The sequence below is a fragment of the Bradyrhizobium sp. Gha genome (assembly GCF_900113735.1).
Classification (GTDB): domain Bacteria; phylum Pseudomonadota; class Alphaproteobacteria; order Rhizobiales; family Xanthobacteraceae; genus Bradyrhizobium.
Genome location: NZ_FOQM01000001.1, coordinates 465,645 through 484,854 on the forward strand (window position 1 = coordinate 465,645; position 19,210 = coordinate 484,854).

Consider the following 19,210-nt stretch of genomic DNA (forward strand, 5'->3'; position numbering starts at 1 on the left):
CATGGCCGCGTTCGACGACACCTTCCGCCGGCAATTGCGCGAGCTCTTCGTGTGGCGCCGCGATGTGCGCCGCTTTCGCAGCGATCCATTGCCAGGCGGCGCCGTGGAGCGGTTGATCGAGACGGCCTGCCTCTCGCCCTCCGTCGGCCTGAGCCAGCCATGGCGCTTCGTCATCGTCGATGATGCGGTACGGCGGCGCGCTGTGATCGACGATTTCAAGGCCTGCAACGCCGAGGCGCTCAACTGCTACTCCGGCGAGCGCGCCGGCCGCTACGCGACGCTCAAGCTCTCCGGCCTCGAACAGGCTCCCGGCCATCTCGCCGTGTTCGCCGACAAGGCCAGCGACATCGGCCACGGCCTCGGCCGCATGACCATGCCGGAGACCACTGAATATTCCGTGGTCGCCGCGATCACCGCGATGTGGCTCGCCGCGCGTGCCGAGGGAATCGGACTCGGCTGGGTCTCGATCCTCGATCCCGAGCACATCCGCGGCGTGCTCGACGTGCCCGCCGCCTGGAAATTCATCGCCTATCTCTGCATCGGCTATCCCGAAGCGGAGTGCGATCAGCCCGAGCTCGAACGGGCGAAGTGGGAACACCGGCGCGGTGCGGGCGAATTCACGCTACGGCGCTAGTCAGATCGGGCTGGCGCGCGCGTTGGCCGCGCCCGTCTCCTCCCGCCCAAATCGCTCCACCAGAAAATCAATGAACAGCCGCACCTTCACCGACAAATGTCGCGTCGGCGGATAGACCGCATAGAGCGAAAGCGGCGGTGCCGAATAATCGTCCAGCACCGTCCGCAGCGCGCCTGTCCGCAAGGCCTCCGCCGCAATGAAATCAGGCAGAAGCGCGAGCCCCCTGCCCTTGATCGCGGCATCGCGCAGCACCTCCGCATTGTTGACGCAGAGCGACCAGGCCGGCTGGATCCAGTGGTCGCCGTCGGCGCCTGTAAGCTTCCACTGATTGCCCGTCAGCAGGAAGCCATAGGTCAGCGAGGCATGCGCACGAAAATCCTGCGGATGCCTTGGTGTGCCGTGACGCGCGAGATAATCAGGCGAGGCGCAGATCATGCGCGGCACCGGCATGATTTTTCGCGCGATCAGGCTCGAGGATTCCAGCTCCGCGATGCGCAGTGTCACGTCGAAGCCGTCCTGCACGGGATCGAGCAGGTCGTCGCTGAGCACGATCTGAAGCTGGAGCTCCGGATACGCCTCCATGAAGTCAGCGAGCACAGGCCCGAGCCGCATCGTGCCGAACGACATCGGCGCATTGACGCGCAACAGTCCCCGCGGCGATGACTGCGCCTGCGTCACCGCCTGATCGGCGGCCTCGATCTCCGAGAGGATCACGACCGCACGCTCGAAATAGCGCTGGCCGTTCTCGGTCGGGCTGGCGTGGCGGGTGGTCCGGTTCAGGAGCTGGACGCCGAGGCTCTCCTCGAGGTCGGCGATGTATTTGCTGATCGCCGACCGCGATAGCCGCAACTGCCGGCCGGCCTCGGCAAAGCTGCCACTTTCGACCACCTTCACGAAGGCGCGGAGGCTGGCGACCTTATCCAAGGGCCCGCCCCGATTGTTTCCAAATCATAGACATAGACGTCATACTTGCATGGATTGTCTCCAATCCAAAGCGGAACGATATTTCCACCCAGAGCAAGACCGCTCCCCTGAGTTGGAGGACGACAATGTCTGGACTGCACCACGTGACCGCGATCGCCGGCGATCCCATCCGCAATTTCGGATTCTACACCAGGGATCTCGGCCTGCGCTTCGTCAAGAAGACGGTCAATTTCGACGATCCCGGCACCTATCATTTCTATTACGGCGACGAGACCGGCCGCCCCGGCACGATCCTGACGTTCTTCCCCTGGGCCGGCGTGTCGCCCGGGCGCCGAGGCGTCGGCGAGACCCATCAGACTGCGTTCCGCGTGCCGCAGCGCTCGCTCGGTTACTGGACGCAGCGCTTCATCGAAAAGGGCATCGCTTACGAGGCGCTCGAGAAGCGCTTTGGCCAGTCCGTGCTGCCGTTCACCGACCCTGACGGCATGGCGCTCGCGCTGGTCGGGATATCAGGCGCGGAGAACGAGCCCGGCTGGAGCAATGGCGACGTACCGGCCGAGCATGCCATCCGTGGCTTCCATGGCGTGACCCTGCTGCTCGACAGCGCGGCGAAGACGGCTGCCGTCCTCACCGACGTATTGGGCTTCGAAGAGACGGGGCGCGAAGGCTCGGTGATCCGCTTCAAGGCACGAGGCGATGCCCAAGGCAGTGTCCTCGGCAGCGTCGTCGACATCTACGAGGCCAAGGGCTTTTTGCGCGGGCATCAGGGTGGCGGCTCGGTGCACCACATCGCCTTCCGCGCGGCCGACGATGCCGAACAGGGCAGGATGGCGCAAAAGCTCGTGAGCAATCACGGCCTGCATCCGACCGAGCAGCGCGACCGCAACTACTTCCGCTCGATCTATTTCCGCGAGCCCGGCGGCGTGCTGTTCGAGATCGCAACCGACATCCCCGGCTTCGCCGTAGACGAGCCCGTCGAGACGCTCGGACGCGATTTGAAGCTGCCTGTTTTCCTCGAACAGCATCGCAGGCAGATCGAGGGCGTGCTGCCGAACCTGGAAGAGACCGCCTCATGACCGACTTCATCCATCGTTTCGAGCCCGCGACCAGCGCGGGCTCCCCTCCGCTCCTGCTGCTGCACGGCACCGGCGGCGACGAGAACGACCTGCTCGGGCTCGGCAAGATGATCTCACCGGGCTCGGCGCTGCTCTCGCCGCGCGGCCGCGTACTCGAGCACGGCATGCCGCGCTTCTTCCGTCGCCTCGCCGAGGGCGTGTTCGACGAGGACGATGTGCGCCGGCGCACGGTCGAACTCGGCGAGTTCATCGCGGATTCACGCAGGCGCTACGGCATCGCCGCACCCATTGCGGTCGGCTTCTCCAACGGCGCCAACATCGCCGCCGCGCTGTTGCTGCTGCAGCCGGATGTGCTTGCCGGCGCGATCCTGCTGCGGGCCATGGTGCCGTTGTCCGAACCACCCGAGGCCAGCCTCAACGGCGAGCCTGTTCTGTTGTTGTCCGGGCAGGCTGATCCGATCGTGCCGGCGAGCAATTCGACGAAGCTTGCGGCGTTGTTGTCCGAAGCGGGAGCGCGCGTCGACCACAAGGTGCTTCCAGCAGGGCATCAGCTGTCGCAAGCCGACGTGACGCTGGCCCGCAGTTGGATCAGCGACGTCGAGGCGAAGGCGGCGTGAGCGAGCAGCGGCGCATCGTTTCCGGACCCTGCGCCGCGATCTTTTTTCGACCTTGCGGGCGGAACACGAACCTTCAGCCGCTTCTCAGCGAGCCACTTCTCCTCCGCGTTCGCATCGAGGAGATCGGCCCGGACGATCTCAGACTATATCTCACCTCGTTAGGAACCATCGCACTCCGCGCAGCATGAATTCGCGGAAGCAAAGGCTTTGCCCTGCGATGAACTGATTCCATTCGCGTCGCGGAGCGAGCTTCGTTTGGCCGCACTCGTCGGCGGTCAGCCGCTCGTGAACCTAAACAATCATTTAGCCTGCAACATTCGAGGTTGCTTCCCGTTTGACTTCATATCCAACCGGTCATCGTCGATCGACATACGGGAACCCTTCCGATGAATGTTAGCGACTATGTTTGGCATCGCCTGTCCGAATGGGGTTTGAAGCGCGTCTACGGTTATCCCGGCGACGGGGTTGGCGGCCTCGATGTCGCCCTCGAAAAGGCCAAGGACAAAATGGAGTACGTGCAGGTTCGCCATGAGGAGATGGCAGCCTTCATGGCCTCGGCCCACGCCAAGTTCACGGGCGAAGTCGGGCTTTGCTACGCGACATCAGGGCCCGGCGCGATTCACCTGCTCAACGGGCTTTACGACGCCAAGATGGATCACGTTCCCGTGGTCGCGCTCGTCGGTCAGCAGGCGCGGAGCGCAATCGGCGCGAGCTATCAGCAGGAGGTCGATCTCCAGACCTTGTTCCAGGGTGTCACCGAATACGTGGCGATGGCCAGTGTCCCCGAGCAAGTCCGACATTTGATCGATCGCGCGGTACGCATCGCGCACACCAAGCGTGTCGTCACCTGCGTGATCCTGCCCAACGATTTGCAGGAGCTCGACTACGAGGATCCGCCGATGGCGCATGGCGCCACCCACACGGGCGTCGGTTATGCCGGGCCGGCGAAGCTGCCGGACCAGGCGTTGCTTCGGGCTGCCGCTGATGTCCTCAACGCCGGCAGCAAGGTTGCCATGCTGGTCGGAGCCGGCGCGCTCGATGCAACGGACGAGGTGATTGAAGTCGCCCAGCGCCTGCAGGCGGGCGTCGCCAAGGCGCTGCTCGGTAAAGCCGCGGTGCCCGACGATCTGCCGTTTGTCACCGGTTCGATCGGGCTGTTGGGAACCCGCCCGAGCTGGGATCTCATGAAGAACTGCGACACGTTCCTCATGGTGGGTTCCGCCTTCCCCTATAGCGAGTTCCTGCCCAAGCCGGGCGATGCGCGCGGCGTGCAGATCGACATCGACGGCAGCCGGCTCAGTCTGCGCTATCCGATGGAGGTCAATATGGTCGGCGACAGCGCGACGACGTTGCGCGCCTTGTTGCCGCTGCTCACGCAGAAGAAGCCGTCATCCTGGCGGCGCGACATCGAGAAAGGCATGGCGGATTGGTGGAACACGCTGAAGGAAAGAGCGATGGATTCCGCCGAACCGCTCAATCCACAGCGGGTGTTCTGGGAGTTGTCGCCCCGTCTGCCTGACAACGCCATCATCACCGCGGATTCCGGCTCGGTTGCCAATTGGTATGCCCGCGATCTCAGAATGCGGCGCGGCATGAAAGCGTCGCTGTCCGGCGGTCTTGCGTCGCTCGGCGCCGGCACACCTTACGCGCTTGCAGGAAAGATGGCCTACCCTGAGCGCACCGTGATCGCCTGCATGGGCGACGGCGCGATGCAGATGAACGGCCTCAATGTCATGATCACCATTTCCAAATACTGGAAACGTTGGTCGAACCCGCGGCTGATCGTGCTGGTGCTCAACAACCGTGATCTCAACCAGGTGACGTGGGAGGAGCGCATCCAGCTCGGTGCCGGAAAGACCGAGTCGACCCAGAGCATTCCGGATTTCCCCTATCATCGCTACGCCGAGCTGCTCGGCCTGAAAGGCATCTTCGTCGACAATCCCGATCGCGTCGGTGCGGCTTGGGACGAAGCGCTGGCGTCCGATCGGCCTGTGATCCTCGAGGCCTATACCGACCCCAACGTGCCGCCGCTTCCGCCGCACATCACCCTGAAGGAGGCCAAGAATTTCGTCAGCATGATCCCGTCCGAGCCAGAGTTGGGAAGCGTGCTGAAGAACAGCGCCAAGGAGTTGCTGACGGGTGTTCTGCCTGGAAAAGACTGATGCTGTGCCAGGTCCCAATCCGGAGCGTGCGCGCGCAGGCGTACACGGTGCCGACCGATCGTCCCGAGGCGGACGGCACCATCGCCTGGAATTCCACCACCCTCGTGCTTGTCGAGGTCGAGGGCGGAGGATGTGTCGGGCTTGGCTACACTTATGCCGGTGCCTGCATTGCTGGACTGATCCGCGACAAGCTCGCCGCGGTGATCGCGGGCAAGGACGCGCTGGCGCCACAGGCCTGTTTCGAGGCGATGCAACGCGCAGTCCGCAATCTTGGACGTGAAGGCCTTGCGGCGACGGCCATCTCCGCGGTGGATACCGCCTTGCATGATCTGAAAGCGCGTCTGCTCGCGCTGCCGCTCGTCGTTGCTCTCGGCGCGCGCCGCACCTCCATTCCGATCTACGGCAGCGGCGGCTTCACCACCTATTCCGACGACGAGCTGGAGCATCAACTCGGGGGCTGGGTCGCGAAGGACGGCTGCGCTTACGTCAAGATGAAAATCGGGTCCGAGCCGGAGCGGGATCCACATCGGGTCGCGGTGGCCAAGCGCGCGATTGGCGATGCGGACCTCTTCGTCGATGCCAATGGCGCCTGCACCCCCAGGCAGGCGATCCGGCTGGCGCACATCTTCCGCGACCAGGGCGTCAGCTGGTTCGAAGAGCCCGTGTCGTCGGACGATCTGCCCGGCTTGGCCATGGTGCGGCAGCACGCACCTGATGGAATGGACGTGGCGGCCGGTGAATATGCCTACACTGTCGACTATGTGCGCGCCATGCTTGCGGCCGGTGCCGTCGACGTGCAGCAGGCCGACGCGACGCGCTGCGGCGGCTTCACCGGCTTTCTCGGGATTGCGGCGCTGTGTGACGCCTTTCACATCGACCTCTCCGGTCACTGCGCGCCGGCGCTGCATGTCGCTGTCGCCTGTGCTGCCCCCCGCATGCGGCATCTCGAATGGTTTCACGACCATGTCCGGATCGAGCGCATGTTTTTCGACGGCGCGCCGCAGCCGCGCGATGGCCGGATCGCACCCGATCTGACGGTGCCGGGTAACGGGTTGGTCTTCAAGCGGAGCGATGCCGCCGCTTACGCCGTGTCGGAGGCAGCATGAAGCTTCCCGGGGAACGCGATCTGGTTGCTCTGGCCGGGATCGCTGCATCCGGCGTGGCGCTTGTTTCACTGCTTTCGGCAACCGCGTCGGCTCGCAGCTCCGGCTCGCGCCTCGCGCCGCATCGCATTCGTGCCAGCCGCGCAGCGACGGTCAAAACCGCGCGGGAGCTCAACCGGGCAGCGGGAACGCTCGCCGCCTCCGTGCTCGCCGATTCCAGCGTCGAGCATTATCGCGGCTCGTTCAAGAACAAGGCGATGTACACTCCCCTCGCCGTTTCGGCGCTGGCACTGGCGACAAGCCTCCACGGCACGGCCGATGTGCGTCCGCTCGCCCATAAGGCGCGCGACGCGACCTACCTGCTGGCGGCAGCGACCGGGCTGGTCGGTTCCGGATTCCATCTCTACAACGTCGGCAAGCGCGTGGGCGGCTTCAGCTGGCAGAATTTGTTTTACGGTGCGCCGATCGGCGCGCCGATGGCGATCCTGCTCTCGGGCCTGCTCGGCTTCTGTTCGGAACGGGTGCGGGAAGCGCGACGAACGCGGCCGCGCATCTTCGGTCTGCCGGCGGGACGCACGATTGCCGCGGTCGCGGGCGCAGGCCTGCTCGGCACGACCGGCGAGGCCGGCCTGCTGCATTTCCGGGGCGCCTATCATAACCCGTTCATGCTTCTCCCGGTGACGCTGCCCCCAATCGGCGCAGCCCTGCTGTTGTCGGCGGCCGGGGGCGGTTCCGGCAGGACGCACCGCTTCACCCGCTGGTGGATGCGTGTGCTGACGGCCATGGGTGTGGCCGGTGTCGGCTTCCACGCGTACGGCGTGTCACGAAACATGGGCGGCTGGCGCAACTGGAGTCAGAACATCCTGAACGGACCGCCGATCCCTGCGCCGCCGAGCTTCGCCGGCCTCGCATTGGCCGGCCTTGCTGCACTCGATCTCATGAGGGCGCATCCCGATGCATGAAAGGCGCGACCGCTATCCCGACTATGATGTTCTCGCCAAATGGTCGGGACCATCCTGGAACGACAAGACGCGCGAGGTCATCACGCGACGGCTGTCGATCGCGCCCGAGCCGCGCTTCTTCACACGCGACGAATACGAGACTGTCGTGGCGATCGCGAGCCGCATCGTTCCGCAGCCATCCGATCGTCCGCCCGTGCCGATTGCCGCGCTGGTCGACCGCAAGCTGCACGACCGGATCATGGACGGGTTTCGCGTGCCCGATATGCCCAGGGACGGCGAAGCCTGGCGTCTCGGCCTGAAGGCGCTGAACGCCGAGGCCTCAGCGGCATACGGCAAGCGCTTTGCGCAGTTGCCGGAAGCCTTGCAGGATAAGCTGCTGCGCGCCGCCCAATGCGGCGAGTTGAAAGCGGCCGAATGGGGCGGCTTGCGCTGCGACGTCTTCTTCAAGGCGCGCATGGGGCGGGACATCGTATTCGCCTATTACGCCCACCCGACCGCCTGGAGCGAGATCGGCTGGGGCGGCCCTGCGAGTCCGCGCGGTTATGTGCGCCTCGGTATCGACGAGCGCGATCCCTGGGAAGCCGCGGAGGCGAAAGACGGCAATGATGCCACAGCCCGCCGGAGCAATCGCCGTGTCCGATGATCCCCTCCATGCGCCGCGGGCGCACGATGGCCGGGCGCCGGACGTGTTCCGTCCGGGCGGCTGGACGCCGATGCGGCAATACCGCGAGAGCGAGCCGGTCGATTTCGCCATCGTCGGGACCGGCGCAGGCGGAGGCACGCTCGCCTGCAAGCTTGCCGAATACGGCTTCTCCGTCGTCGCCCTCGACGCCGGCCCCTATTTCAGGCCGCTGGAGGATTTCGCCTCCGATGAATCCGAGCAGACCAAGCTTTACTGGACCGATGACCGCATCGTCGATGGCGCCAATCCGCTCCATCTCGGCAGCAACAACAGCGGCAAGGCCGTGGGCGGCTCGACGGTGCATTTCGCAATGGTCTCGCTGCGCTTCCGCCCCGAATGGTTCAGGTCACGCACCCTGCTCGGCTACGGCGCCGACTGGCCGCTCGATTGGCGCGAGATGTGGGACTACTACGCCGAAGTCGAGCAGGCCCTGAAGATATCGGGTCCGGTAACCTACCCCTGGGGCCCGCCGCGTCCGCGCTACCCCTACCGCGCCCATCCGTTGAACGGCGCGGCGCGAGCGCTGGCCAAAGGTTGCGAGGCGCTGGGCATCAAATGGACCGAGACGCCGCTCGCGACGCTGTCGGCGCCGCGAGGTCTGGCCCATCCTTGCGTCTATCGCGGCTTCTGCGTCAGCGGCTGTTCGACCAACGCCAAGCAGAGCGCGCTGGTCACATGGATTCCGCGCGCGATCGCCGCGGGCGCGGAAATCCGCGATCTCGCGATGGTCGGTCGTGTCGAGGTCGAGCCGTCGGGGCTCGTGTCCGGGGTTCACTATCATAGGGACGGCGCATGGCGCTTTCAGCGTGCCCGCAACCTCGTGGTCGCCGGCTATGCCATCGAAACGCCCCGCCTTCTCCTGAACTCCGCGACGTCTCGCTTTCCGGACGGCCTCGCCAACAGCTCGGGCCTGGTCGGAAAGAACCTGATGGCGCAGTCCAATCAGGCGGTGTGGGGGCGGCTGGAGCACGAGGTGCGCTCCTACAAGGGGCCGCCGTCGCTCGCCATGACCGAGCACTGGAACTACGAAGACAAGGGCAAGGATTTCTTCGGCGGCTATTCCTACATGAGCCAGGGCCCGCTACCGCAGCTCTGGGCGAACACGCTGTTCAGCGCGCGCGGCCTGTGGGGGGAGAGCCTGGTCGAGGCCATGAAAGACTACAATCACGTGGTCGGTCTCAAGATCGTCGGCGAGATGCTGCCTCAGGAATCCAATCGGGTCACCCTGGCCGACGAGGTCGACCAGTATGGCTTACGAATTCCCTGCATCACCTATTCCTGGTGCGACAACGACAAGCGCCTGATCGATCACTCCCTCAAGTTCATGAGCCGCGCGTTGGAGGCGATCGATGCACACGACATCTGGATCCAGGACGACGATACCTGCCACCTCAACGGAACCGCGCGCATGGGCAGCGATGCCCGGACCAGCGTCGTCGATGCGGACTGTCGCAGCTGGGACATTCCGAACTTGTGGATCTGTGACGGCTCGGTCTTTCCGACGGTCGGAGGCGCCAATCCGTCACTGACGATTCAAGCGATTGCGTGCAGGACCGCGGACCGCATTCGCGTTCTAGCGCGACGGGGCGAACTCAACGCCGCCGTCCCACGGCGGACCTCACGCCATCAACGTTCAACGGAGGTGCACAGATCATGAGCATGGTGCCACTTGATTCAGGCCGGGTCGTCGTCATCACCGGAGCTTCGGCGGGCGTCGGACGGGCCATCGCGCATCGCTTCGCCCGCGACGGCTGGCGCATCGGCCTGATCGCGCGTGATGCCGAGGCGCTCGAGGAAACCCGGCGCGAGGTCGAGCAGATGGGTGGAGCGGCGCTGCCCCTACCGTCCGACGTCGCCGACGCGGACGCCATGACCGCTGCGGCAGACCGCGTCGTCCGGACGTTCGGGACGATCGACGTCTGGATCAATGATGCCATGGTCACGGTGTTCTCGCCGGTATGGAAGATGACCGCCGAGGAGTTTCGCCGCGTCACAGAGGTGACCTATCTCGGCTTCGTGCATGGCACGATGGCGGCGCTGCGTCACATGCGGCCGGCTGATCGCGGGCATATCATCCAGATCGGGTCCGCACTGGCCTATCGCGGCATCCCGCTGCAATCGGCCTATTGCGGCGCCAAGCACGCCATCCGCGGCTTCACCGATTCATTGCGGACCGAGTTGATCCACGACCGAAGCCGCATCCGGCTCACCATGATGGAGCTGCCCGCGGTCAACACACCGCAATTCGACTGGGCGCGAACCCACATGCCGCGAGAACCTCGTCCGGTCGCGCCCGTGGTGCAGCCGGAAGTCATCGCGAATGCGGTTTATCAGGCTGTCCTCCGTCCGGGCCGCGAATACTGGATCGGACTCAGCACGCTCAAGGTCATCCTGGGCAATACCGTGCTTCCGGCGTGGCTCGACCGCTATCTTGCGAAGGTGGCGTTTTCGGCGCAGGAAACGCCCAAGCCCGTGGGGTCCGAACGTGCCGACAATCTGATGCATTCGGTTCGGTCTTTGCACCGCACGCGGGGGCGCTTCGGCGCGGAGGCGGACGATCGTGCGGTCGTCGTCGACGGCCCCCTGGCCCGCGTCGTGCCGCTGGCGGTCGGCGCTCTCATGGCTTTCGCAGCCGGCCTTCTGCTCGGCTCACGGACGGGCCGGATCGGACGACCTCAACCCGAAGGACGTGGGATGGCTGGGCGCCACCATTGGCCGAGAGCCGCCCCCGATCTCGCGCCCCGGTCACCCCGACTGCAATGATGACATCATGCCGGTGTTTTGCCCGACGGGTCAATCAAAAGATTCGGTTTTTGCGCAATTTACAGAATCGGGCGCGCAAGCCATTGAAAGAACTGACCCCGGCTACGGTGCATGGGGTTGTTTTGCGCTCTTCCTTCTCGCGTTGTGGGAGAAGGTGGCGCGAAGCGGCGGATGAGGCGTCTCTATAAACGGACGAAGCTGCTCAAGAATGGGAGCGTGTCACACGCGGAAGCATGCCCCTCACCCCGGGTCCTTGTCTGTGCGCGGAGATGCCCTCTGCCACTAGGGGAGAGGGCGCAGCAACGGACTCCGTAATGGTTCGAACCCTACTCCCAGGACCAGGTCGAGAAATCGTTCTCGAACTGCGGGACTTCCTTCCAGACGCCCTTCAGCTTTTTGTTGATGACCGTCGGCCATTGCGGCTGGAACAGGAATCCGGCCACTGCGTCGGTCGCCAGCATCTTCTGGGCATCGCCGAGCAGTTTTGCGCGGGCCGCCTCGTCGGGGGTCGACACGATCTGCTTGTAGAGCGCGTTGAACGCCTCGTTGTTGTAGCCGAGGTAGTAGTCCGGCTCGGTGATCTTGACGAGATCGAACGGCTCGACATGGGAGACGATGGTGAGATCGTAATTGTGCGGACCGTTGGGCGCGAACACCTGTGACAGCCACTGCGCCCATTCGACGTTCTCGATCTTGGCGACGATGCCGACCTTGGCCAGCTGCGCTGCGAGGATCTCGCCGCCCTGCCGCGCGTAAGGCGGCGGCGGCAGCTTCAGGCTGAGCTCGAGCGGCGTGGTGACGCCGGCCTCGGCCAGCAGCTTCTTCGCCTTCTCCGGGTCGTAAGGGTTGATGCCTGTGGTGTCGACATAGCCGAGCGAGCCCGGCGTGTAGAAGCTGCCGATCGGTGTGCCGAAACCTTCCACGGCGCCGTCGATGATCGCCTTGCGATCGATCGCGGCAAGGATCGCGCGGCGCACGCGCACGTCGTCGAGCGGCTTCTTCTTCTCGTTGATGGCGACGATGGTCTTGGCCTTGGAGCCGCCGACCAGCACCGTGAAGCGCGGGTCGGCCTTGAACTGGGCGACAACGCGGGTTGCGATGCGCGGAAATGCATCCACGTCGTTCGACAGGAGAGCCGCGGCCTGAGCGGCGGGATCGGAGATGAAGCGGATCGTCACCTTCGCGAGCTTGATCGCTGAGGCGCTCCGATAGTCGGCCCATTTGTTGAGCGTGAGCGAGGAGCCCTTGACCCAGGCGCCGAGCTGGTAGGGGCCGGTGCCGACCGGCTGCGTCACGTTGGTCGCCGCGCTCTTCGGCTCGACGATCGAGGCGCTCGCCTGTCCCAGCAGGAACGGGAGGTTCGGCTCGGAATATTTCAGCGTGAGCACGATCGTGTCGGCATCGGGCGCGTCGACCTTCTCGAAGGCCTGGAACAGGCTCTTGTCCTTGTTGGTGCTGTTCGCGGCCGCGTTGCGCTCGTACGAGAATTTGACGGCGGCGGAATCGAAGGCTTCGCCGTTCTGGAATTTGATGCCCTTGCGCAGCTTGAACGTGTAGGTCTTCAGATCGGGCGATGCGGTCCAGCTCTCGGCGAGCAGCGGCGAGACCGAGCCGTCCTCGTTGATCTTGGTCAGGGTCTCGTAGATATTGTAAAGCGTGACCTCGGCGATTGCGGCGGCGGCTGCGTTGGTGGGATCAAGCCCCGGCGGCTCCAGCGTCATGCCCATGACGACGCTGTCCTTCTTGCTCTGTGCCAGCACCGGCAGCGGCGCCGCGGCCAACGCTGCGGCGAAAGCGACGATCGATAGCTTCTTCAACATGCCTAACTCCCGGGCCTTCTTCTGCTTCTTGAGGCTACGCCAAGTCTGTAGCCGACATTAACCTTCCATGGCCGCCTGCGGCAACGCCATGACGGCCTCCGCCTTGTGGCAGGCGGCAAGGTGTCCCTCGCCCACCTTGCGTAGCAAGGGCGGAACCTCGCGGCAATGCTGGTCGGCGTGCGGACATCGCGCGACATAGGGGCACCCCGTCGCGGCCGCCGATTGCGAGGCGATCGCCTGGGCGCCGCGCCGGCGCCGGCCGCCACCGGCACGCGCCCGCGGCACGGCATCCAGCAGCGCCCGCGTGTAGGGATGTGCGCAGTGCTCGAACAGATCCTCAGGCCGCCCCTGCTCGACGATACGGCCGAGATACATCACCGCAACCTCGTCGCAGAGATAATCGACCACCGCGAGGTCGTGGCTGATCAGGATGTAGCTCAGCCCGAACTGCGCCTGGAGGTCCTGCATCAGGTTCAGGACCTGTGCCTGGACGGAAACGTCGAGCGCGGAGACCGGCTCGTCCGCGACGATCAGTTTCGGTTGCGTGATCAACGCGCGCGCGATCGCGATGCGCTGGCGCTGGCCACCGGAGAATTCGTGCGGATATTTGTCCATGTCCGCTTCGCGCAAACCGACCTGCTTCAGCACCGCCGCGACGCGAGTGCGGAACATCGTGCGGTCGGCGTCGTCGAGCACGGTGAGCGGCTCGGCGACGACACGCGCAATGGTCTGGCGCGGGTCGAGCGATCCGTAAGGGTCCTGGAACACCATCTGGAAATCGCGCCGGGCGCGGCGCAATTCGCCGGGCGGGATGCGGTTGAGATCGCGCCCGAGCAGCGTGACCTCCCCCGCTGTCGGCCGCTCCAGCGCCATCACGACGCGGGCGAACGTGGATTTGCCGGAGCCCGACTCGCCGACGATGCCGAGGCTCTTGCCGGCCTCAACCTGCACGCTGACGCCGTTGAGGGCGCGGACCTGCCCGGGCGGACGGAACAGGCTTTCGCGCGGCAGCGTGTAGCGCTGCTCGAGATTCCTCACGTCGAGAAGAGGCGCTGCGGTCATGCGGACAGCGCCCCGACATTCGCAGCCATGGAGACATCGGTCCTGATGCAGCGGACGCCATGCCCGGCTCCGACCTCGACCATCGGCGGCAGCGCGGCCCGGCACGCGTCGATGACGAGCGGACATCGATCGGCGAACCTGCAACCGACAGGCAGATCGGCGAGCTCCGGCACCGTGCCCGAGATCGTCGTCAGCCGCGTCCCCCTGCGCGTGCCGAGTCGCGGGCGCGCGCGGAACAAGCCCTGCGTGTAAGGATGGCCCATGCGTTGAAACACCTGGTCGGTCGGCCCGCTCTCGACGACGGTGCCGCCATACATCACCATCATGCGCTGCACGTTCTCGGCGATGACGCCGAGATCATGCGAGATCAGGATCATCGACATGCCGCGCTCCTCGACGAGGTCGGCGATGAGATCGAGGATCTGGCCCTGGATGGTGACATCAAGCGCGGTGGTCGGTTCATCTGCGATCAAGAGATCGGGCTCGCAGGCGAGCGCCATCGCAATCGTGACGCGCTGGCGCTGGCCGCCGGAGAACTGATGCGGATAGGCATCGATGCGTTTGGCCGGATCGGGCAGCCCGACGCGATCGAGCAACGCAATCGCTTCTTTCCGAGCCTGCGCGGCGGAATAATTCTTGTGACGCCGCAACGGCTCGGCCACCTGATGGCCGATCGTGTGCATCGGGTTCAGAGCCGTCATGGGCTCCTGAAAAATCATGCTGATGCGGTTACCGCGCAGCTTGCAGTAATCCGCGTCCGGGAGGCGCGCGAGCTCGCGTCCATCGAGCTTGATGCTGCCGGAGACGACCGCACTGTCGGGCAACAGCCCCATCAGCGACAGCGCCGTGACCGACTTGCCGCAGCCGGATTCGCCGACGAGGCCGAGCGTCTCGCCGCGTTTCAGCGCAAAGCTCACGCCGCGCACCGCCTGTGCCGGGCCGCGGCTGGTGCTGAGACGGACGCCGAGACCAGCGACTTCGATCAGGGTTGCGGGATCAGCCATCGTCACCGCTCCCGCGCCAGTCTGGGATCAAGCAAATCTCGCAATCCGTCGCCGAGCAGATTGAGGCCGAGCACGGCGACGGCGATCGCAGCACCGGGATACACCGCGAGCATTGGCGACTGGAACAGCATGGTCTGCGCATCGTTCAACATGCGGCCCCAGGACGGCTGCGGCGGCTGCGTGCCGAGGCCGAGATAAGACAGCGCGGCTTCGGCGAGAATGGCCAGCGCAAACTGAATGGTCGCCTGCACGATCAGGATCGACAGGATGTTCGGCAGCACATGCTCGACGGTGATGCGGAAGGCGCCCTTCCCTGACGCGCGCGCGGCCAGCACGAATTCGCGCGCCCAGACCGCGTTTGCCGAACCGCGCGTCAGCCGGGTCAAGGTCGGGATCTGGAAGATGCCGATAGCGATGATCGAGGTCACCATGCCTGGACCTGCGACCGCGGCAAGCATGATGGCCGAGAGCACGGCCGGAAAGGCGAAAGTGAAGTCGGAGAAGCGCATGATGATCTCTTCGGTCCAGCCGCGCTTGGCCGATGCGATCAGGCCGAGACAGACGCCGAAGGTCAGACCGATGCTGACGGCGATGACGCCGACCAGGATGGTCGAGCGCGCGCCAGCGAGCAGCAGCGATACGATGTCGCGGCCGAAGGAATCGGTGCCGAGCCAGTGCGCCGCCGACGGGGGCCGGAGTTTCGAGGCGATGTCGATCTCATAGGGCGACCACGGTGTCCAAACGAGCGAGAGCAGCGCGGAGATGACCACCAAGAGGCTCAGCGCGCCGCCGAGCACAAAGCTGGGATGCCGCAGCGCGCGACCCCAGAACGTCTGGGCCGACAAGGGTCGCGTCGCGACCGGGGCGTCGGCAGAGGTGGTCAGGGGCGCACTCACAGGTCGTGCACCTTGATGCGAGGATCGATGAAGGCATAGAGCACGTCGACCACGAAATTGACGATGACGACCATGGCCGCCAGCAGCATCACGCAGTTGCGCACCACGATCAGATCGCGGTTGGCGATCGACTGGAAGATCAGCCGGCCAAGCCCCGGCAGATAGAACACGTTCTCGATCACGATGGTGCCCGCAAGCAGATTGGCGAATTGCAGGCCCATCACCGTCATGACGGGAATCATGGCGTTGCGCAGCACATGGCTCCACAGCACCTCGCGCTTGCCGAGCCCCTTCGCGCGCGCCGTGCGGACGAAGTCTTCGCGCAGCACTTCCAGCACCGCGGACCGCGTGACACGGGCAAGAATGGCGGCCTGCACCACAGCCAATGAGATCGACGGCAGCAGCAGCGACTTGACGCCGGGCCAAATGCCATCGTCCCAACCGGCAAAACCGCCGGCGGAGAGCCATTGCAGCCGCACGGCGAACAGCAGCACAAGGAGAATGGCGAACCAGAAATTCGGCAGCGCGATGCCGATTTGGGTTAGCGACATCACCCCGACATCGCCGAGCTTGTTATGGTTGGCGGCAGTGTAGATCCCGGCCGAGAGCGCCAGCACCACCGTGATCAGCATCGACATGATCGCGAGCGGAATGGTCAGCACCAGCCGTTCCGCGATCAGGCTCGCGACCGGCGTGCCGTAGACATAGGAGTTGCCGAGATCGCCGACGAGGAGACCCGTGATCCAGTGCAGATAACGAACCGCCAGCGGCTGATCGAGCCCGAGCTTGACGGTGAGCGCGCGCACCGCATCAGGCGACGCATCGGCACCCATCAGCATCTGCGCGGCATTACCCGGCAGCGCGTCCAACACCAGGAAAATGATGACGGATGCGCCGACCAGCGTCGCCAGCAATGTCAGGACACGTCGGAGGACAAATACGCTCATGCGCGCTCGGCTTCAGGGCTCATCCGCGGCACGATCAACATGTCCGGACGCCGGACGCAAGCCCTTTGCGGCCCATCGTCCCCTCCTAAGCCGGCCGGCGGGACAGGAGATCGGACGAGGCCTCAAACAGCGCGCTGACGTGCAGCAATTCCGCGTCACCCCGGAAGCGGCCCACGAGTTGGAGCCCGATCGGCATTCCGTCGCGACCAAAACCGCAGGGTAGACTGATCGCGGGGTGGCCGGTCATGTTGAACGGCATCGTCCAGGGGAACCAGTGCGGCCGGACGCTGTCAAACTGCTGGCCGTCGATCTCGATCCGGCCGAACAGGTCCTGGTCGATCGGCAGCGCGGTGCGGGTGAGGGTTGGCATCGCCAGAAGGTGCCCGCGCGCAAGCAGGGATTGCACGCGACGGAACAACGCCGTGCGCGCGAACATCGCGTCCTGGTAGTCGACGCCGCTGACATCGGTCGCCAACGCGATCTGCTTGACGAAGGCTTCGCTGAGGACGTCACCATGCTCGGCCACCAGCTTCGAAAATCGCGAGCGCCAGACGGTGTGGTTGATAGCGCGCCAAATCGGCTCGACGTCGTATCCCTCGCCCGAAAACTCCTCGAGCTCCGCGCCCAGGCCCGCGAGGCGATCAAGGCTCGCCCTGAACGCCGTGGTAACATCCGAGGACACGGGCCGGCCCGGCGGCGACGCGCAGAACAGTATCTTTCGTCCGCGCAGATCGCCGCGCGGGGCGGCCGTGCCGATGAAGTCGGGCACGGGCACGCCGATCGACCAGGGATCGCAGGCATCCTCGCCGGCCATTGCCTGCATCATCAGCGCGGTGTCGGCGACGGTCCGCGTGGTCGGCGTGACATAGGTGTGGTTTCCGAACGCATCCAGCGCCTGACTGTGCGCGATCACGCCGTTGCTCTGCTTCAGCCCGACCACGCCGTTGCAGGCCGCGGGAATCCGCGTCGAGCCGCCGCCGTCGGTGGCAATCGCCAGCGGCGCGATGCCGCTCGCCACGGCCACCGCCGCGCCGCCGCTGGAGCCGCCGGAGGAGCGCCGCGCGTCCCAGGCGTTGCGGGTGCGGCCGAACAGCGGCGAGTCGGTCAGGCACTTGCTCCCGAATTCCGGCGTCGTGGTCTTGCCGATCAGGATCGCACCTGCGCTGCGCAGCTTCGCGACCGCGACGGCATCCTCGGCGGGTACATTGTCCTTGTAGGGAACGGCGCCGAAGGTCGTCTTCACCCCCTTGGTGTTGACGATGTCCTTGACCGTGACGGGCAGCCCATGCAGCAGGCCGAGTGGCTCGTCAGACATGACCTTGCGCTCGGCTTCGCGCGCCGCGGCCATCGCTTCCTCGCCGCACAGCGTGATGAAGCAATTCAACTCCGGCTGCAACGCTTCGGCGCGCGCGAGCACCGCGCTGGTGATTTCAACCGGCGACACCTTCTTGCGGGCGATACGTTCGCGCAGTTCCGTGGCAGAGAGGAAACAGAGGTCGTCGCTCATCAGGGCAGGCTCGCTTCGGGACGTGCGGACCTTGCCAGCGCGCACCTCACCTGTCCATTTCTGCCGACGCATGGCCGCAATCCGCCGGGACATCCCCGGGGAAGTGCGCCGACTACCAGCTCCAGCTGATCTCGTGGCTCCAGGGCGGATCGGCACCGGGGCGGGTGCAGGTCAGGCCGGCGCAGTTGGCGGCAAAGGACAGCGCGCGGCGGAGCTCGTCTGGGCCAATGTCCTTCAATTGCGCCCGGGCGATACGCTCTTGCTTGTACAGGGCGAACAGCAAGGCAGCCTGAAAGCTGTCGCCGGCGCCGATGGTGTCGGCGACCTCAATCTTCGGCGCCTCGACCTCGATCTGCCCGGCCTTTGCATGCCAGGCAATGGCGCCATTGTTGCCCCGGGTGACCACGACAAGGCTCGGACCCCGCCCCAACATCGCGCCCGCGCGCTGTTGATACGACTCTTCGCCGAAGAGATAGGCGAAGTCGACGTCCGACATTTTGATGAGATCGGCGCTGGCAGCGAACTCGTTCATTCGTGCGAGATAGGCCGGCTTATCCTTGACGAGGTTGGGCCGGCAGTTCGGATCGAAGGAAATCGTCGACGAGGCCTTCGCGTCCGTAATCAAGGCCTTCGTTTCGGCAGCGCCCTGGTCATTGACCAGCGTGGTCGAGCCGACATGGACAGCCTCCACCTTATTGAACGGAATGGTCCCACGCAGAAACGTCCAATTCCGCGTCGCGGTCTCGGCGTCATAGAAGGCGTAATTGGACTCGCCGGCGACGATGCGCACGAAGGCAAGCGTGGTATGATGATCGCCGCGGGTGGCGAGACCTAGATCGACGTTCGACGCCACGGCGTGCTCCGCGATCATGCGTCCGAACATGTCCGTCGAGATGCCGCCGACGAAACCCGTCGGAGCGCCGAGCCGCGCCATCCCGATCGCAACGTTGAGACAGGAGCCACCAACCGCCGGCATCACGGCCTCGCGTCCCTCCGCGTTTCTCGTCGGCACGAAATCGATCAGCGCATCGCCGCAGGAAATCAGCATGTC

The 19,210-nt window shown here is 65.3% G+C and carries 17 protein-coding genes; 9 read left to right on the top strand and 8 right to left on the bottom strand.

The features are described from left to right. Position 1 precedes the first annotated feature (1 nt). A complete protein-coding gene (gene bluB / locus BM222_RS02275) occupies positions 2-634 on the top strand; it encodes a 5,6-dimethylbenzimidazole synthase (RefSeq protein ID WP_092226640.1) in 633 nt (210 codons plus the stop codon). Here the strand turns inward: bluB and BM222_RS02280 are convergent, their stop codons facing one another. Continuing rightward, positions 635-1,558, bottom strand: coding sequence for a LysR family transcriptional regulator (locus BM222_RS02280; RefSeq protein WP_177242951.1), 924 nt, complete (start codon positions 1,556-1,558; stop codon positions 635-637). A 125-nt stretch (positions 1,559-1,683) separates the two neighbouring features. Here BM222_RS02280 and BM222_RS02285 point away from each other — a divergent pair, with 125 nt between their 5' ends. The 8 genes from BM222_RS02285 to BM222_RS02320 all read left to right on the top strand — a co-directional run bounded on the left by BM222_RS02285 (position 1,684) and on the right by BM222_RS02320 (position 10,923). Further along, on the top strand, positions 1,684-2,634 hold the full coding sequence (locus tag BM222_RS02285; RefSeq protein WP_092226641.1) for a ring-cleaving dioxygenase: 951 nt from the start codon (positions 1,684-1,686) through the stop codon (positions 2,632-2,634). Beyond that, positions 2,631-3,251: an alpha/beta hydrolase gene (locus BM222_RS02290; RefSeq protein WP_092226642.1), complete on the top strand. Its 621-nt coding sequence runs from the start codon at positions 2,631-2,633 to the stop codon at positions 3,249-3,251. The genes BM222_RS02285 and BM222_RS02290 overlap by 4 nt, the downstream gene beginning before the upstream one ends. Positions 3,252-3,637: 386 nt before the next feature. After that, entirely contained in the window at positions 3,638-5,413 is a 1,776-nt protein-coding gene (locus tag BM222_RS02295; protein WP_092226643.1) for a thiamine pyrophosphate-requiring protein, read from the top strand. Continuing rightward, on the top strand, positions 5,413-6,519 hold the full coding sequence (locus BM222_RS02300) for an enolase C-terminal domain-like protein (RefSeq protein WP_092226644.1): 1,107 nt from the start codon (positions 5,413-5,415) through the stop codon (positions 6,517-6,519). Before BM222_RS02295 ends, BM222_RS02300 begins: the two co-directional genes overlap by 1 nt. Beyond that, positions 6,516-7,478, top strand: coding sequence for a hypothetical protein (locus tag BM222_RS02305; RefSeq protein ID WP_092226645.1), 963 nt, complete (start codon positions 6,516-6,518; stop codon positions 7,476-7,478). Before BM222_RS02300 ends, BM222_RS02305 begins: the two co-directional genes overlap by 4 nt. Next, positions 7,471-8,121, top strand: coding sequence for a gluconate 2-dehydrogenase subunit 3 family protein (locus tag BM222_RS02310; RefSeq protein ID WP_092226646.1), 651 nt, complete (start codon positions 7,471-7,473; stop codon positions 8,119-8,121). The genes BM222_RS02305 and BM222_RS02310 overlap by 8 nt, the downstream gene beginning before the upstream one ends. Continuing rightward, positions 8,111-9,817: a GMC family oxidoreductase gene (locus BM222_RS02315; RefSeq protein WP_092226824.1), complete on the top strand. Its 1,707-nt coding sequence runs from the start codon at positions 8,111-8,113 to the stop codon at positions 9,815-9,817. The genes BM222_RS02310 and BM222_RS02315 overlap by 11 nt, the downstream gene beginning before the upstream one ends. Positions 9,818-9,822: 5 nt before the next feature. Next, positions 9,823-10,923: an SDR family oxidoreductase gene (locus BM222_RS02320; protein WP_502690862.1), complete on the top strand. Its 1,101-nt coding sequence runs from the start codon at positions 9,823-9,825 to the stop codon at positions 10,921-10,923. A 326-nt stretch (positions 10,924-11,249) separates the two neighbouring features. Here BM222_RS02320 and BM222_RS02325 read toward each other — a convergent pair whose 3' ends face one another. From BM222_RS02325 to BM222_RS02355, 7 genes are all read right to left on the bottom strand, one after another. Then, positions 11,250-12,743: an ABC transporter substrate-binding protein gene (locus tag BM222_RS02325; RefSeq protein WP_092226648.1), complete on the bottom strand. Its 1,494-nt coding sequence runs from the start codon at positions 12,741-12,743 to the stop codon at positions 11,250-11,252. A 57-nt stretch (positions 12,744-12,800) separates the two neighbouring features. Continuing rightward, positions 12,801-13,805, bottom strand: coding sequence for an ABC transporter ATP-binding protein (locus tag BM222_RS02330; protein ID WP_092226649.1), 1,005 nt, complete (start codon positions 13,803-13,805; stop codon positions 12,801-12,803). Further along, complete coding sequence (locus tag BM222_RS02335; RefSeq protein ID WP_177242952.1) at positions 13,802-14,809, bottom strand: ABC transporter ATP-binding protein; 1,008 nt, start codon at positions 14,807-14,809, stop codon at positions 13,802-13,804. Before BM222_RS02335 ends, BM222_RS02330 begins: the two co-directional genes overlap by 4 nt. Positions 14,810-14,811: 2 nt before the next feature. Further along, positions 14,812-15,705, bottom strand: coding sequence for an ABC transporter permease (locus BM222_RS02340; protein WP_092226651.1), 894 nt, complete (start codon positions 15,703-15,705; stop codon positions 14,812-14,814). Further along, positions 15,702-16,652 (bottom strand): ABC transporter permease, encoded by a 951-nt coding sequence (locus tag BM222_RS02345; RefSeq protein WP_092226652.1) that lies wholly within the window; start codon positions 16,650-16,652, stop codon positions 15,702-15,704. Before BM222_RS02345 ends, BM222_RS02340 begins: the two co-directional genes overlap by 4 nt. 85 nt (positions 16,653-16,737) lie before the next feature. Further along, positions 16,738-18,159 (bottom strand): amidase, encoded by a 1,422-nt coding sequence (locus tag BM222_RS02350; RefSeq protein ID WP_092226825.1) that lies wholly within the window; start codon positions 18,157-18,159, stop codon positions 16,738-16,740. Between the two features lie 112 nt (positions 18,160-18,271). Next, positions 18,272-19,207, bottom strand: a complete 936-nt coding sequence (locus BM222_RS02355; RefSeq protein ID WP_092226653.1) for a carbohydrate kinase family protein — start codon at positions 19,205-19,207, stop codon at positions 18,272-18,274. Positions 19,208-19,210 lie beyond the last annotated feature (3 nt).

Excerpts from the sequence above, each read along its gene's own strand:
- BM222_RS02285 (WP_092226641.1), top strand. The coding sequence starts at position 1,684 with ATGTCTGGACTGCACCACGTGACCGCGATCGCCGGCGATCCCATCCGC.
- BM222_RS02330 (WP_092226649.1), bottom strand. The coding sequence starts at position 13,805 with ATGACCGCAGCGCCTCTTCTCGACGTGAGGAATCTCGAGCAGCGCTAC.
- BM222_RS02325 (WP_092226648.1), bottom strand. The coding sequence starts at position 12,743 with ATGTTGAAGAAGCTATCGATCGTCGCTTTCGCCGCAGCGTTGGCCGCG.
- BM222_RS02350 (WP_092226825.1), bottom strand. The coding sequence starts at position 18,159 with ATGAGCGACGACCTCTGTTTCCTCTCTGCCACGGAACTGCGCGAACGT.
- BM222_RS02290 (WP_092226642.1), top strand. The coding sequence starts at position 2,631 with ATGACCGACTTCATCCATCGTTTCGAGCCCGCGACCAGCGCGGGCTCC.
- bluB (WP_092226640.1), top strand. The coding sequence starts at position 2 with ATGGCCGCGTTCGACGACACCTTCCGCCGGCAATTGCGCGAGCTCTTC.
- BM222_RS02300 (WP_092226644.1), top strand. The coding sequence starts at position 5,413 with ATGCTGTGCCAGGTCCCAATCCGGAGCGTGCGCGCGCAGGCGTACACG.
- BM222_RS02310 (WP_092226646.1), top strand. The coding sequence starts at position 7,471 with ATGCATGAAAGGCGCGACCGCTATCCCGACTATGATGTTCTCGCCAAA.
- BM222_RS02355 (WP_092226653.1), bottom strand. The coding sequence starts at position 19,207 with ATGCTGATTTCCTGCGGCGATGCGCTGATCGATTTCGTGCCGACGAGA.
- BM222_RS02295 (WP_092226643.1), top strand. The coding sequence starts at position 3,638 with ATGAATGTTAGCGACTATGTTTGGCATCGCCTGTCCGAATGGGGTTTG.
- BM222_RS02305 (WP_092226645.1), top strand. The coding sequence starts at position 6,516 with ATGAAGCTTCCCGGGGAACGCGATCTGGTTGCTCTGGCCGGGATCGCT.
- BM222_RS02335 (WP_177242952.1), bottom strand. The coding sequence starts at position 14,809 with ATGGCTGATCCCGCAACCCTGATCGAAGTCGCTGGTCTCGGCGTCCGT.
- BM222_RS02345 (WP_092226652.1), bottom strand. The coding sequence starts at position 16,652 with ATGAGCGTATTTGTCCTCCGACGTGTCCTGACATTGCTGGCGACGCTG.